Origin of the sequence: Bremerella cremea (assembly GCF_003335505.1) — a bacterium.
GTDB lineage: Bacteria > Planctomycetota > Planctomycetia > Pirellulales > Pirellulaceae > Bremerella > Bremerella cremea_A.
Genome location: NZ_QPEX01000028.1, coordinates 197,734 through 211,458 on the forward strand (window position 1 = coordinate 197,734; position 13,725 = coordinate 211,458).

Below are 13,725 nucleotides of genomic sequence, written 5' to 3' on the forward strand. Positions count from 1 at the left end.
CTTTTTCCTTAATGATCGAGTTCATGGGACTTGCACGGCTTGCCGATTCGGAATAGTTAGAAAATGCCCTACAATCGAGCTTGCGAGGCAGAACCACTTGTGGCCATGCTACGAGAGAAGAAGAGGTCTTGGGGCCAGCGGTAGAACCGTAAATTTACGGTGTTTTTAGCCGTCCTAGATAGAATTCGCGCACGAACCTACGGTTAGAATTCTAAACGAATCAAGCGAGTAGAGTTCGAGGTTTGCGCCCCGGGAAAAAACGGCGTGGAGTGGCTACGGTTTGCCGCAGTAAAACGCATTGCGACCAGGCAAAAACGAAGATAAGACGCGAGATAAGTGCGGGAGGTCGTCCTGCCTAATGCTGGATGCTCGACCTCCGTGGGATTAAGCCGCTATTACTTGCGGCTTTTCTTCATCATGGCGGTATCATCGGGCTGCACGCCAGAGGCTTGCATGTTTTCCCGTTTGATCGCTTCGTAGACTTCCTGGCGGTGAACCGGGATGTCTTGCGGGGCTGCGATGCCCAAGCGAACCTTGTCTCCACGAATGTCTACAATCGTGATGACAATGTTATCGCCGATCATGATGCTTTCGTCGCGGTGCCTCGAGAGTACCAGCATCTCTGGCTCCTTCCTACTTTTATTTCAATCAAGGTATTGGGCATTGGTGCTTCTAGATTCCGTCCAGCCCCGAATGACCACACGAATGCAGTCGCTCGCCAGCAATGATAGCAGTGCATTGCTATGACTCGACGTGTTGAGTATCGGATGCTGGAACACCAGGAATCAATTTTCGATTCGTGAATACTGTTCTGACGGCAAGTCCGAATGTTCACGCACTGCGACGCAGAGCGATTGTTTCAGTCGCAATGACGTGTCGCAGAGGCTGTTCGTCGGTCGTAATGACCTGACGGCCCAATTGCAAAGAGAGATTGACCAGTAGCGGAGCCCGTAAATTTACGGAGATTAAGCTGTTTTCGCGGCTAACGATAACCAGGACGAAGGTTTCCATCCCAGCATCCAGCTTGAGCGAAGTCGCCTGTTCGGGGCTGATTCGCACTTTGTAGCCGGGGACATAGCGGCGTGGACTAACGACGGCAAATGCGAGATCTGCCTGATCCATCGATTGCAACCAACCTACGGAATCGTTCGATTCATCCGCTAAGATTGCCCATTTCGTGTGATGTTCAAATCCGATCAATCCTTGCGGAAAGACGATTGTTTCATCCTGACGAATGCTCAGCTTGCCAAATCGAGTGGTTTGAAATTCCATGGCCCGTTGCGTCCTTGCGCGTCGTGTGCGGCTAATTTAATAAAGGACGCATGGAAAACGCCCTGTTCTATCTATCGGCGAATCGATCCCAAGAATCCACAAAATCGTCAAAGTCGCGCTAAATGTAATCCAATAGCGTCAATTGATAGAGCTGCCCAGCGGTTTTAAGGGAAGCTTGAAACGATGCTTGCTTAGCTGACATATCAGTGAGGGCTTGAATGATGTCAACATCGACTTCCAGGGAGAGGTTCGATTTAAGTTCGAGAATCTCGTCTTCGCCCCGGGCTTTCAGGACATCTACGTGCTGATCGCGAGCCCCCAGTTCGCCACGTGTGAAGCTGAGCCGCTGGATATCGTCTTTGATGAGCCCCGCGACACGCGAAATTTCACCCACGTTTTTCGATGCAATTGCATCCTTCAAACGTAGCAGCGAGTTGAAAACGCCCTTCGTTTCCAGTGAGTTGACATTTCTTCCTGAAAGAACTTCCGCCGTTCCTCCTGAAGTTGTCCCCACGGTACCGGTCGTGTTGACGATACCCGACCCGTCGTTGGTGGCGTCGGTGGTAAAGAGCAGTTTGGCGTCGAAACTGCCTTCCTGGTCGATCGCAGCGACTACCTGATTGGTTGTTGTAACGCCTGCCTCAACCCTAACGGTGAGCGTATTTGCGCCGGGTGCGAATGTCGCACTCGGAACTCCGCCGCTGGGAAGGGAGTCGTCGAAGATAATCCGGACATCGTTCCGAATCGTACCAGCATCTTTTGCCACGATCGTAAACGCGGTGTTCAAGTGATCTGGCGAAGCAAAAGTGACATCGGCAGTGGCCGAAGCAGAGTCTGCCAAAGGGGTGCCGCCGTTGGTCGTAGCCAAGACTCCGGTTTGTGTAATCAAAGCACTGCCAGAGTTGGTGGCATCTTCCGTCGAATATAGTTCGGCGTTAAAGGTGCCCTCAGCTTTGATCGCCGCGATAACCGTGCTCGCAGAAGTTAGAGTTGGATCGACGTCAATGGTTAGTTTCTGAGTCGCCTGGTCGAACGTGACCAATGCCTCATTGCCATTAGCGGAACTGTTGACGAACTCAACTTGAACATTGTTATAGCTGGTGCCAGGGGCATTCGCTGTCAGCTTGAATGCGTTGTTTACGTTGTTAGGAGGATCGAACTTAACAATCGCCGTTGCAGGCTGGGCGTCGGGTGAATCTGATACGGTTGCTTCCGTTTGGCCAGCTGGAATCAAGCCCAAGTCAACACCAGCGCTGCTCAATACACCCTGAGACACCTTGAGCCTGCCAAAGCCCGCAGGATTGTCGTCGATTAATTCGATACCGTTTCCGTATTCCGAGAGACGAGCGACGAGTGCGTTGTTGCCATCTAGATTTTGAGGATGGTTGTTGATCAGGTTCAAAACATCCCCTACCGTCTTCGCAGTGGCCAAGTCGATCTCTAGTTCGACGCCGTCGTTGCGGGTGATGGTAAGATCGGTTCCGTCGGTGCCTCGCACGCCAATCCCGAAGTTTAGGTCGGTAAGTACGGTGTCGTTACTAAAGCTACGAAGACCTAACTGAGTCGCCGTGCTTCCGCCGTTTTCTCCGATCGAGAAGTTGCCACCACTGATATTTGAACGGACATTGATCCCGTTGCCGGAAGCATTAATTTCGGCAACCACACCTACCCCGCTGCGGTTGAATACGTTGAGCAGGTCTTCCACTGTTTCGACGTTCTCGAACGTCAGAACCGTGGTTTCCTCCCCATTTTGAACCTGTACGCCAGACTCGGCATCGAAGACCACACCGGAGCCGCCACTGGTTTCTCCGATAACCGTAGTGCTGACCGCACCACTGCCAGCAAGAAACTCAGCGGTGGTATCTTTGGGGTCTATTGTGGCGGTGAAATTTTCTGCGAACTCGGTGTGGTTGTTTAACGCACGCAGAAGGTCGTCTGCCGTGGTCGTTCCGGAGGCAACTTGCACATAGTACGAATCGGCACTGCCACCTGTGTTGCCGGTGTTGCCAATCGTTCCGGCACTGGTACTTGGTATTGCCGCTGCTAGGTTAAACGACTCGCCGTTTCCATTGTCATAGGTAACCGAGAAGGTCCCTTCCGCTGCAATCGCATTGATAACCGATTGCAGCGAGGTTTCGCTCGTGTCGTCGATTTGAATCGTCAAACGGCGGGTGGAACCGTTGTCGCTATAAGTCGCCGTAGCGGCATCGCCCAGATCGCTCGACGAATCAACGACAATCTCGACGTTATTGAATAGATCGCCAGCTTGATTCGCGATCAGCGTGAGATCGTTTCCGCCACCGATGAAAGGAAGTGAAGCCCTGGCTTTGACGGCATGGGTGGTGACACTCGTCGTGGAAATACGCCCATCGTTTGAAGACGCAATGATGCTGGCCGGATCAAAGCCTTCCCCCGAACTTGGGTCACTGCTGATGGCAAAGCGGCCGTCCGTGGCAAACGCATTGGCGAGTGACTGAAGTGTTGTCTCGTCGCTGTCATCGATCTGAACGGTGATTGTGGGAATACCATCGACCAACGTCGTGGGACCGATAATGGCAGAATCCCCGATGTCGTTCGAAGCGTCTAAGACAATTCGGACCCCATCCAGACTGCCATCGGTGGAATTGGCCGTAAGCAGCAGATTGTTATCGACGCCCGCGAGATTCAACGTCGTTTGGGGACGTAGAAGATCGGTCCCTTTATTGACGATCTCGTTGCCGCGAGTGATGCCAGATCCGGCTTTCAACTGGTTGTCATCAACCAGATGAATCTTGACTCCGTTAAGCGATTCGCCGTTGTCGTTGGCTTTGACGAGGATGTCGTTGTTCTCGCCGGGATACTCAATCACGGCGTTTGCACGCGTTCCTAGCAAGTTGGCGACTTTAGTGGTAAGTGTAATCCTTGGATTCAGATCGATACCAACGATCGGATTGGTAAGGTTGCCATCGGTATCGAGAATACCAAGCTGAGCCGCAACACGACTTCCTCCTAACTCACGAATTGTCAAGTTGCCTCCGCCTGCATCATCGATATCGACAATCAGGCCTGTGTCACTAACGCGCGCAGTGACTTTGCGTCCTGCTGGTGGATTGGCCTCAATCAGCTTGGCCACATCCCCCAGTGTGTTCGCTTTGGAGATGTCGATCGTAACCGCAGGCGAGATGCCATCGGAGATCTGAAAGCTACCTTTTTCGATTCCCTTTCCACCACGCAAATCAGTGAGTTTGGTTGATGAGGTAACGATCGGATTAAGATCGTTCAGCCCTTTGAATTCTTGACTGATCGCTCCAAAGGCATCGTGTCCATTAACGGTGGTATCGAACAGGAGGTCGATGTCCGCAAAGCTTTGCAGCCCGGTGGTGTTGCCTGAGTATTGAATTAGCCCGTTATCGAGTTCCTGAAAGGGAATCGTGGTGGTGTTTGAGCCTGAGAAGAGGTAGCGTCCGCGGAACTGCTGATTGGCGAGATCCATCATTTGTTGGATCGCGCGCTCCAACTGTTCGCCAGCGGCGGCCAGTTCCGAATCGGAGAAAGTGGTATCGCTTAAACGAACGGCCAGTCCGCTCATTTCATTAAGTGTGTTAGAGGCGTTGGCTAAAGCGACGTCGGTAGCCGCCAAGTACGATTGGCTCGTGGTGAGGTTGGTTTGAATCTGCGTTTTTTGTTCTAACAACGACTGCAGAGTTAAGCCGCGAATTGCCGCCGGAGCATCATCGCTTAAAGAAAGTATACGACGCCCCGTAGTTATCTGCGTTTGTAAACGCAGTAAGTCGAGCTGATCGGCGGACATTTGGTTCGTCAAACGTTGCGACAACAAGTAGTCGCTTGTTCGACCAGACGGAACCGGAATGATACGTGTCATGTTCGTTTATCCATCGCGGCAAGGCGAGGCCGAAGCCCAGGTTCAAGGAAGTGCCGCGTAAGGCCTGCCTTACAGGTTGACCAAAATCTCTAAAAGGTCGTCGAGTGTGGAAATCATGCGCGACGAGGCTTGGAATTGTCTCTGGAATGTGATCATACGCACCGCTTCTTCATCCAGGTTCACACCGCTAACCCCCATCTTTTGTGCTTCGAGGGTGTCTTTAAACGTACGGAATCCTTCGGTGATTCCTTTCGTGACGGCCGCGGATTGGGCGACGTTTCCTACCATGTCTTTGTAAAACGAAGCGATCGATGTCCCCGCAAAGGAATCGAGTTTGCGATCGGAAAACGAGGCTAACGCAACCGCGTTATCGGTGTCTTTACCGATGCCAGATCGGCTGGCGGCGAATTTCGAAGGATCGTCGCTGACTGCGGAATTTACTCCGATATCTAACGCAGACGAGCCGGTAAAAAACGTGCCGATTCCTAAGGCCGCTAACGCGCCACTGGTATCGTCTGCGAAAGCAAACTCTACATTGGGTTGATCGGCTTCGATGGAAAGCTGGCCATCCAGCGAGATGGAAGCCGTTAGCCCGTCGATGTTGTCGAGTTCGGCCCGCAAGTCTTCCAGCGAAGTATCGTCGTTGGTGCCGTTAAGTTGGACGAAGATTTCGTGCGTTTCGGTAATCCCCGTTTGGCGATTGAGCAGTTTGACTTGAAACGAACCATTCTCAGGCGTGAACGCAAGCCCTGCTTGATCGAGGGGTGAGCCGACTTGCCCCGAGTCGACAAGGTGTTCTGCCTCCAAAGACTTATAGCCGGTAAGCCCCTGACCGCTGCTGAATACCTTATTGAATTCGAAGACGAACGACTTCGCGAAATCATCGAGTTGTCCGAGGAAGTCACCGAGAATGTTATCGCGTGAATTGACTAAGCCAGCCAACTTGCCGGTGTCGGTTTGGATAGGGGAATCGAAGTCCGCGATTTTCACCTCGGTGAAGGAGTAGCCATCGCGAATCTCCTCGTCGGCAATGACCTCGCGGGAAAGCCCATCGGTAACCAGGTATTCGCCTCCAGCAAAAACCGACATCGATCCGTTGGGTTGTTCGACTGCTTTCACGCCGATTAGCTCGGAAAGGGCGGTTAGCTTTTGTTGCCGCTGATCTCGCAGGCCGACGGCGTCGCTTTTCGTAACGCCCCCTTCCATGTTGACGATCTTTTCATTCAGATCGGCGATGTCGGTCAGCAGGCCGTTGATATCGCCTGCCGTGTCTCGAATGCGGTCGTCGGTATCGGACTGAACTTGTTGTACGCGTTCGTACAGCCGCTTGATGTCGTCTGCTAGCGTTTCGCCTCGCAGGATTGTCAAGTTGCGAACGCCCAGGTCTTCTGGTTGGTTAAGGATGTCGTTGATCGAACCAAAGAAGTTATTGAGGGACGTGCTGATATCGGTATCGCTCAGTTCCCCAATCAAGGCATCTAACTGCGTGTAGGTGTTTTCCTGGGCTTCCCCTTTGGCCAGGTCGCTTCGAGAACCACGTAGCCGTTCTTCCAGAAACTGGTCGACCTGCTGAACGATTGCCTCGACTTGGACGCCCAAGCCTAGACGAAGATTGCCAATCGCCTGCGTCGGCGCAGGGGTATAGATCACCCGCTGCCTTAGATAGTCAGGCGTGTTGACGTTGGCGATATTGTTGCCAGTGACTTGAAGCCCAATCTGGGCTGCATTCAAGGCATTGCTGGCTTGTTGGAGTGAACTAAATAAAGACATCCCTGTTTACCTCGTTAGGTAAGTCGTGTTGTGGCGACTCACGCATCCTGATCCATCAGGGTTCCACCCTGGTTCGAGGCATTCTCCGCTTCATATGTCGGTTTAATCTTTCCGCCGGTTGCAATGATTTGTAGCAATTGGGAAAGATGTAATACGGTTTGTTGTGCTAGCACAAAGTTGGCAAGCGTCTCGTTTTGAATATGACGCATTGCATCTCTTGCTGTGTGCGTCTTTTGCGTCAGACCGTCGGCCTGAGAGTTGTCGTTTTCGAGTGCTTTGGCCAGTGACTGCAAGCTATCTGCTGGCAGCCCCTTCCCTTTGGCATTTTCGAGCAACGCTTGACGCGAATCACGCAGTTGCTCTAGGCGGTCGAGCAGGGCCTGTTCGCCATTCATGGTTTCCTGCATGCCTGCGATGTCGTTGGCAACCATTTGCTCGCGTTTGCGGTGCAGCACGTTGAGCAAGTCGGCTTGAACATTCGAAAGTTCTTGCAGAAAGACAGCGGTCTCGTTTTCAAGATCGAGTCCCCGGGGTGCGTTTAGTTCTGCGGTGGCGGATATCGAGGAAGTCATAGCAGTAACAAACCACTGGTTGGGAGTGGGTAGTAATCGAAATTAAATGGAAAGATCCAATCGCGACATAATCGTCGAATCGGTCTGGCTGTCTTGCGACTGCGTTTGTCGTTGCAGGTTGTCTAGCTGACCGATAGCATCTTGAGCTTCTTGCTCGTTGACGAAGTCGGTTAGCTGTGAAGCATCGTGGCGTTGACCCATGTTGGCGGCGAACAGTTCATACATTGGTTCGGTGATCTGCTCGGAACTGGCATCCGAGATCTTTTCGACCAATAGTTGATCGAGCTGTGATTGGAAAACTTCTTCAGCCCGGCCACCATGAAAGTAAGCTGGTTTGCCCAGAGACTTTCGCATGCTTTGCAGCATTTGCCCGAACAACGATTCACCGACGAACTGGTCGAAGCGATCACGCAGCTCGCTTTGCGGAGCGGCGGAGTTTGCGTTCGGGGTGATGCTGTTGACGTTCATAGTGACTCTGCTCGGTAAAATCTTCGGGAAGAACTTAGTTGACGTAGACCAGGTCGCCGTAAACTTTGCCTTGGTGATGCAAGGCTTCGACAATCGTAATGATGTCGCCAGCCGGCACTTTCAAAGTTGTGAGCGCGTCTTCCAGATCTTTTAAACGGGTAGCGTACGACTTTTGGGAATCGACCGTCACAAACTTCGAAGCCTCCGGATCGGTTGTTTCGACCTTGATTCCGTTATGGTTGATCACCACCGGGCCAATCTCGACATCGCTGCCGATCACAATCAGGCCTTGCTGTTTGTTAATTACTACCTTGTTGTTCAGCAGGCTATCGACGATCGGCGTCTCCATCAAAATCGAGATGAAGTAGACCGGCTCGTCTCTGTATTGAGGGGGAACGGAGACCTCGATCGTTTTCTGATCGATCGCTTTGGCGATTTGGCCACTGGTGCCCCGGCTAACGTTTTGTTCGAGGTTATTCACGCCGAACACAATTTCCTGGGCCATCCGAAAGTCTTTGTGGCCATCTTTTATTACCAAGAAGATCTTGCCGTCCGCAGTGACAAATGGGTTGCGGATGGTGCGTTCAAAACGGCAACCTTTCATGACATGCCCCCGCGTCGGGATGTCGTCGTTGGCCAGTTTGACCGGACCGCTGGCGATCGCCCAAACGGTTTTGTCGTGTGGGTTTGGACCTTGCAAGGTCGAGATGGCCAGCGTGCCACCTTCCAGGCTTTTCGCGGAAAGTGCACTGACTTCGCAGTCGATGTGATCCCCTTCTTCGGCCCCTTCAGCAGGAACATTGGCCCGCACCAAAACCAGGGCTGTGTTTTTTACATTCTTCAACGCTTCCGGCAGGTATTCGCCATCGGGGCCTTCACCCGAATTACTGCCGAGATATTTGAGCATCAACGACAAGGCACGGTGCGTTGGGGAAAGGTTGGTATCGCCAGTTCCCTTCAAGCCAACCACCAAGCCAATCCCTTGCAAGTAGTTGCCCTCTTGCCCCTTCACTCGCACGAAATCCGACAGTGGGCGATTGATTTGGAACCGCTGCGAATCGATCGAGCTGTACTGAGCTTGAGTAACCTGGGCTTCCACGGTTTGCCCACCAATCAGGATCAGCCCGCAGACGATCAGTAGTACGAGTTGTCGAATTGTTGAAATCATGGAAGTCACTTCGATGGGTTGGGCATGAACGGTGAACAAAGGGAACGACGACTAGAACCAGTGGACGCTATCCCACAACTGCAGCAGCCAGCCCCGGCTGTAGGCGTTGCGAATCGCTCCCTTTTCTTCCTTGGTAATCGAAAGCTCGGCTAGTTGTTCGCTGAGCACGGTGTTGTTGGGGTTGATGTCTTCCGTCCGGCAAATTCCGCGAAGGTGATAAACCCAAACTTCATCATTCACTTGAATGGTCTTACTTGCTTCCAGCTTCAAGGTGCCGTTCGGCAAGATCTCTTGGACTTCCGAAGCAATGGTGAACTTGAGAGATTCGTTCGTTTCCATTTCGGCTTGCGATTGAAGACGGTTGGTCAGCGTGCCAGCAATTGCCGGGTCGCCATTAGGCTGGGGGGCAGGTGTCACGCCATCGAGACCGTCTAGCTTCAACCAATCTTTGAGGATGGCCGTGTATTGGCCGCTCTTACGTGTGTTGAACTCGCCATCGGAAAAAGTCTGCGCACGTTCATCGACTCGGATATGAATCAAGTCGTGAACTTGAACCTTGCGTGGTGGCGGCAACTCACGATAGAACCAGTTCATGTTCTTCGTGGTAGCGTTGTAAGGGACGCCGTCAGAGCCTGGCAGTTGTGGCATGTTTCGTTGCGACAAGCTGGAAACGGGACCACTTTGTTGACCGAACGCCATTGCGGCAATTAGGGTCAAGGCAATCGATGTCAGCAAGGTAAGAAACGTTTTCATCGACGGGCTCCCTGGGGGGCGATAGGGTGAACGGCTGGTGAAGGATGAACCTTCGTGTAACCGGTTAGCACAACGGCTTCGCCGGGCCCAACGACTTGAGCTTGAAAGCGTTCCGATTCGCGAGCGCGGCCATAAGTTTGCGGAGTGATCGGTTGAACTTCGACAAGTTCCCCTTTGCCGGCATCGTTTAGGGCCAACATTTCGCGACGCACGATGATGTTGCCAGCCCGTGCCAAAATGGTGACGGCCTCGTTGCGACGCACAATGACAGGCTCGCGAACGTCTTTGGAGGCGATGGGACGATCGGCAGAGATACCGCGAGCAGCCTCTTTGCCAATCACGCTTGTTAAGTTCTCGGGGTAGCTATCTTCGCGACGAATGACCGAAAGCTCTCGCATTTCAACATCATCGGGCTGAATAATTTCACCACGACGAACATTCCGCACGACGTGCGCCACCGTGATGACCTCTTGCTCTCTCGGCGAGGAAAGCACCTGTCCTCCAAAGGTCCGTCGCGGTAGTGAGCGAGCGGGGGCTTCGTCGGTCGTTGCTTTTACTGGGGTGACTACCGCTTCAAGTCGTACTCGGCTTGAACCGGAAACGGCAATTTGTTGCGCCGAATAACCACGGGCTGCCAAGATTGAACGGATGTCGTTGATTGTCAGATAGGTAGACTGGCCTACGGTCGGGGCGGGTGATAGATGCAGCTTGAGCAGTTGTTCTCGCAGAACTGGATCGGCAACATCGATTACCGCGATTTCTCCAAGGCAAGTAATCGGCCCGGAAATCATCGCCGCTGTTTTCAGCGTGACCTTGCCGCTTTCAGCGTGAGCTACCGCTGCCAGAGCAAAGCTGACCAAGACGGCCAAGGTGAATCGAATTGAATGAGCGATTTTCATAACGCTTTTGTTAAATCCTATCGACGCAAGTTCGAGATCAGTTGCAGAATCTGGTCGCCGGCTTGAACGGTTTGCGAGTTCAATTCAAACGATCGCTGCGTGGTGATCAGATCGATTAGCTCTTGAACAGGTTCGACGTTCGAGGCTTCCAGCATGCCTTTGCGAATAGTACCCAAGCCGTTGGTTTGCGGGTTCGCCGTAATAGGAGCACTGGAGGAAGCCGTTTCGGCGAAAAGTCCGTCACCCAACTTGATCAAGCCTTCAGGGTTGATGAACGTTGCCAACTGAATCTGGCCAACTTCGTTCAGCGTGTTGGAACCAGGCTGGCGAACCGATACGATGCCATCGGTGCTGACTTCAATGGCGGTCGCATCTTGAGGAATCGTGATCGCGGGCTGAATGGGGCGTCCGATCGAGGCCGAGCCTTGCACGACTTGGCCGTTGGAATTGACGGCAAAATTCCCTGCTCGCGAATAAACGATCTCACCACTTGGATCGCTCAACTGAAAGAAACCTTCTCCTTCAATCAGCAGATCGAGCTCTCGATCGGTTGAGATGAATGCCCCTTGGGTATAGTCGGTTTGCGTACTGGAAACGCGAACCCCCAGACCTACTTCGGTACCGGTGGGGGTTAGGTTACCGGCAGCGTCCCGGTTGCCTGGCAGGGTGATGTGATCGTAGAAGAGATCTTCAAAGTTGGCACGATCCTTCTTGAAGCCGTTCGTGTTCACATTGGCCAGATTATTGGCAATCACGTCGAGCTTTGTCTGCATCGACTGCATGCCGGTGGCTGCGGTGTAAAGGGTTTGAACGCTCATGGCTTACTTCCTTGTTCGCCGTTGGTTCGCTATTTCGTATGCGAAGGGGGGAGTTTAGTTCTGTCGTAAGACGCGGCTTAGCAAGTTGCCAAGCGTCTCGTCCTGGGTTTTGATCATGCTGATGTTGGATTCGTAGGCACGCGTCGTTTCGATCATGGACATCATCTCGGTAATCGAGTTGGCCGACGATCGTTCCAGCATGCCAGGAGCCGCCAAGCGATCTTCGTCTGGAATTTGGCCGGCTGCTCCCATGGAGCGGAAAAAGTTCTGACCGAACTTCACCAGGTCGGCATTCGAGGTTGGCTTGGCAATTCCCAAAGGAATAATGTCGCCACCAATGACAACTTCGCCGCGTTCGTTGAAGTAGTTGCCGACGTGAACGGCCTTGGCTTCCGGATTGACTTGAACCGGTGTGCCATCGCTGCCTAGGACAGGAAAACCTTCTTGCGTGGTCAAGCTGCCATCGGGCATGAACATGAAGTTCCCAGCACGCGTCAGTAAGACCTGACCATCGTTGAGAACCTGAAAGTAACCTTCGCCTCGGATCGCGATATCAGCTGGGTTGCCGGTCGGAGTGATCGGGCCACGATTGAAATTCGTGGCCGTCTCGCGAACCATCACCCCGCCGCCGATGTTGTTGATGCTGCCCGAACCAGGTGAGTCGAGGTATTGATTGATGGCTTCCGAATCGCGTGCTTCGAGGATCGCGAATTCGTTTTTGAACCCAGGCGTATCGACGTTCGCGAGGTTATTCGAGATCACCTCGAGTCGTCGCGACTGAGCTTGGGCTCCTTCCGCCGAAATGTATAGGCCGTAAACCATGGCAAACGATTGGTTGAAACATGCCCCCCCGGACACGCTCACTTACCATGGCAATCGGTGTGCCAAAGAGAGACAACACCGCAAAGAAAATATCAAGAGATCGCCAAGTGCCGACAGACAAAAGAGTTATCGTGCTGATAGCATCAAGTGCTGGCAAGCCGGTAAGAATTTCCTCTCACCCGGCAACCGGAAAAAGGTGCCGGGTGAGGTCGGCAAAGATTGCGATAGCAGGACGTATTAACCGCGTCCGCCGGTGTTCCGCGCGTAGCTAATAATGCGTTGAGCGCCTTGAATGATCAACTGCGAAGCAACTTGGCGGCCAATCTCTTCCGCTTTCTCAGGCGGACCGCAGGCATAAGCCGAGATCTTTTGCACGCCATCGCCACTGATGACGATGCCGTCCAAGTGAAGGAGGTTGCGCTCGACTTCAATGCGTCCCCAAGCACCCACAGGAGCAAGACACCCACCACGTAGTTCCGCTAAGAGTCTGCGTTCCGCCTGAACGCAGTGATAGCTATCGGGGTGATGCAGCACACTGACTGCTTGCCGTGCCCGGTGATCTTTTTCGCGGACTTCGATGCCGAGGGCACCTTGGCCTACAGCCGGCAGCATGATTCGTTTGTCCATCACATGGACAATGCGTTCAGCCATTTCCAAACGCCGCAGTCCGGCTTCAGCGAGGACGATTGCATCGTATTCACCCTCGTCCATTTTTCGCAAACGAGTCTCTACGTTTCCGCGAATATCACGGATATCGAGATCAGAGCGGACGTGCAGCAGTTGAGCGCGTCGTCGGACGCTGCCGGTACCAATGATAGCACCATGGGGCAATGTATCGACATGAAAACCGCCGCGCGAAACCAAGACATCGCCACACGCTTCCCGTACCGGTACGGCTGCTAAAGCGAGCCCTGGCGTTTGCTCTGTCGGGAGGTCTTTCAGGCTGTGGACCGCGATATCTACGCGGTTATCCAACAGCGCCGCTTGGATCTCTTTGGTGAAGAGCCCTTGGCCACCAATCTCGCCGAGCGGACCGGTGGTTACGTCGCCGGTGGTCGAAACATGCACGATCTCGACGGGCTGGCCACTCTGGCGTAATTCCTGGGCGACCCAAGTTGCCTGCCAAAGGGCTAAAGGACTGCTGCGCGTACCAATGCGGAGAGGCTCACCGTTCATGCGTGCAATTTCGTTCCATGGATCAAAGGCAGGACGAGATGGAGGTCTTTTTTCTTACACAGGATTGGGATGGTTAGTGAAGAAAAAGACAAATTGCCGAAGGGCTCAGGGTCAAATATGAAATCTAGCTTCCAATAAGCTAAGC

Annotated in this window: 12 protein-coding genes; all 12 read right to left on the bottom strand. The window is 53.1% G+C overall.

Annotated features, from left to right (window positions below; translation table 11 throughout):
• Positions 1–395: 395 nt before the first annotated feature.
• The 12 genes from csrA to hemC all read right to left on the bottom strand — a co-directional run bounded on the left by csrA (position 396) and on the right by hemC (position 13,580).
• Positions 396–620 carry a carbon storage regulator CsrA gene (csrA, locus tag DTL42_RS14530; protein ID WP_105355483.1) on the bottom strand — a complete coding sequence of 75 codons (225 nt, stop codon included), beginning with the start codon at positions 618–620 and terminating at the stop codon, positions 396–398.
• Positions 621–831: 211 nt separating this feature from the next.
• Complete coding sequence (gene fliW, locus DTL42_RS14535; RefSeq protein WP_114369454.1) at positions 832–1,272, bottom strand: flagellar assembly protein FliW; 441 nt, start codon at positions 1,270–1,272, stop codon at positions 832–834.
• 118 nt (positions 1,273–1,390) lie between these two features.
• Complete coding sequence (gene flgL, locus DTL42_RS14540; protein ID WP_114369455.1) at positions 1,391–5,134, bottom strand: flagellar hook-associated protein FlgL; 3,744 nt, start codon at positions 5,132–5,134, stop codon at positions 1,391–1,393.
• Positions 5,135–5,203: 69 nt separating this feature from the next.
• Positions 5,204–6,904, bottom strand: a complete 1,701-nt coding sequence (gene flgK / locus DTL42_RS14545; protein ID WP_114369456.1) for a flagellar hook-associated protein FlgK — start codon at positions 6,902–6,904, stop codon at positions 5,204–5,206.
• Between the two features lie 38 nt (positions 6,905–6,942).
• Positions 6,943–7,476 carry a flagellar export chaperone FlgN gene (gene flgN / locus DTL42_RS14550; protein WP_114369457.1) on the bottom strand — a complete coding sequence of 178 codons (534 nt, stop codon included), beginning with the start codon at positions 7,474–7,476 and terminating at the stop codon, positions 6,943–6,945.
• A 42-nt stretch (positions 7,477–7,518) separates the two neighbouring features.
• Positions 7,519–7,944 (bottom strand): rod-binding protein, encoded by a 426-nt coding sequence (locus tag DTL42_RS14555; protein ID WP_114369458.1) that lies wholly within the window; start codon positions 7,942–7,944, stop codon positions 7,519–7,521.
• 34 nt (positions 7,945–7,978) lie between these two features.
• A complete protein-coding gene (locus DTL42_RS14560) occupies positions 7,979–9,112 on the bottom strand; it encodes a flagellar basal body P-ring protein FlgI (RefSeq protein ID WP_114369459.1) in 1,134 nt (377 codons plus the stop codon).
• Positions 9,113–9,163: 51 nt separating this feature from the next.
• Positions 9,164–9,865: a flagellar basal body L-ring protein FlgH gene (locus DTL42_RS14565; protein WP_114369460.1), complete on the bottom strand. Its 702-nt coding sequence runs from the start codon at positions 9,863–9,865 to the stop codon at positions 9,164–9,166.
• On the bottom strand, positions 9,862–10,764 hold the full coding sequence (gene flgA / locus DTL42_RS14570) for a flagellar basal body P-ring formation chaperone FlgA (protein WP_114369461.1): 903 nt from the start codon (positions 10,762–10,764) through the stop codon (positions 9,862–9,864). Before flgA ends, DTL42_RS14565 begins: the two co-directional genes overlap by 4 nt.
• Positions 10,765–10,781: 17 nt before the next feature.
• On the bottom strand, positions 10,782–11,582 hold the full coding sequence (flgG, locus tag DTL42_RS14575) for a flagellar basal-body rod protein FlgG (protein WP_114369462.1): 801 nt from the start codon (positions 11,580–11,582) through the stop codon (positions 10,782–10,784).
• A gap of 54 nt (positions 11,583–11,636) precedes the next feature.
• Positions 11,637–12,404, bottom strand: coding sequence for a flagellar hook-basal body protein (locus tag DTL42_RS14580; RefSeq protein WP_114369463.1), 768 nt, complete (start codon positions 12,402–12,404; stop codon positions 11,637–11,639).
• Positions 12,405–12,641: 237 nt separating this feature from the next.
• Complete coding sequence (gene hemC, locus DTL42_RS14590; protein WP_114369465.1) at positions 12,642–13,580, bottom strand: hydroxymethylbilane synthase; 939 nt, start codon at positions 13,578–13,580, stop codon at positions 12,642–12,644.
• Between the last annotated feature and the right edge of the window lie 145 nt (positions 13,581–13,725).

What these genes read in the sequence shown, in the direction of transcription:
- csrA (WP_105355483.1), bottom strand. Translation starts at nt 620, where the DNA reads ATGCTGGTACTCTCGAGGCACCGCGACGAAAGCATCATGATCGGCGAT.
- fliW (WP_114369454.1), bottom strand. Translation starts at nt 1,272, where the DNA reads ATGGAATTTCAAACCACTCGATTTGGCAAGCTGAGCATTCGTCAGGAT.
- flgL (WP_114369455.1), bottom strand. Translation starts at nt 5,134, where the DNA reads ATGACACGTATCATTCCGGTTCCGTCTGGTCGAACAAGCGACTACTTG.
- flgK (WP_114369456.1), bottom strand. Translation starts at nt 6,904, where the DNA reads ATGTCTTTATTTAGTTCACTCCAACAAGCCAGCAATGCCTTGAATGCA.
- flgN (WP_114369457.1), bottom strand. Translation starts at nt 7,476, where the DNA reads ATGACTTCCTCGATATCCGCCACCGCAGAACTAAACGCACCCCGGGGA.
- DTL42_RS14555 (WP_114369458.1), bottom strand. Translation starts at nt 7,944, where the DNA reads ATGAACGTCAACAGCATCACCCCGAACGCAAACTCCGCCGCTCCGCAA.
- DTL42_RS14560 (WP_114369459.1), bottom strand. Translation starts at nt 9,112, where the DNA reads ATGATTTCAACAATTCGACAACTCGTACTACTGATCGTCTGCGGGCTG.
- DTL42_RS14565 (WP_114369460.1), bottom strand. Translation starts at nt 9,865, where the DNA reads ATGAAAACGTTTCTTACCTTGCTGACATCGATTGCCTTGACCCTAATT.
- flgA (WP_114369461.1), bottom strand. Translation starts at nt 10,764, where the DNA reads ATGAAAATCGCTCATTCAATTCGATTCACCTTGGCCGTCTTGGTCAGC.
- flgG (WP_114369462.1), bottom strand. Translation starts at nt 11,582, where the DNA reads ATGAGCGTTCAAACCCTTTACACCGCAGCCACCGGCATGCAGTCGATG.
- DTL42_RS14580 (WP_114369463.1), bottom strand. Translation starts at nt 12,404, where the DNA reads ATGGTTTACGGCCTATACATTTCGGCGGAAGGAGCCCAAGCTCAGTCG.
- hemC (WP_114369465.1), bottom strand. Translation starts at nt 13,580, where the DNA reads ATGAACGGTGAGCCTCTCCGCATTGGTACGCGCAGCAGTCCTTTAGCC.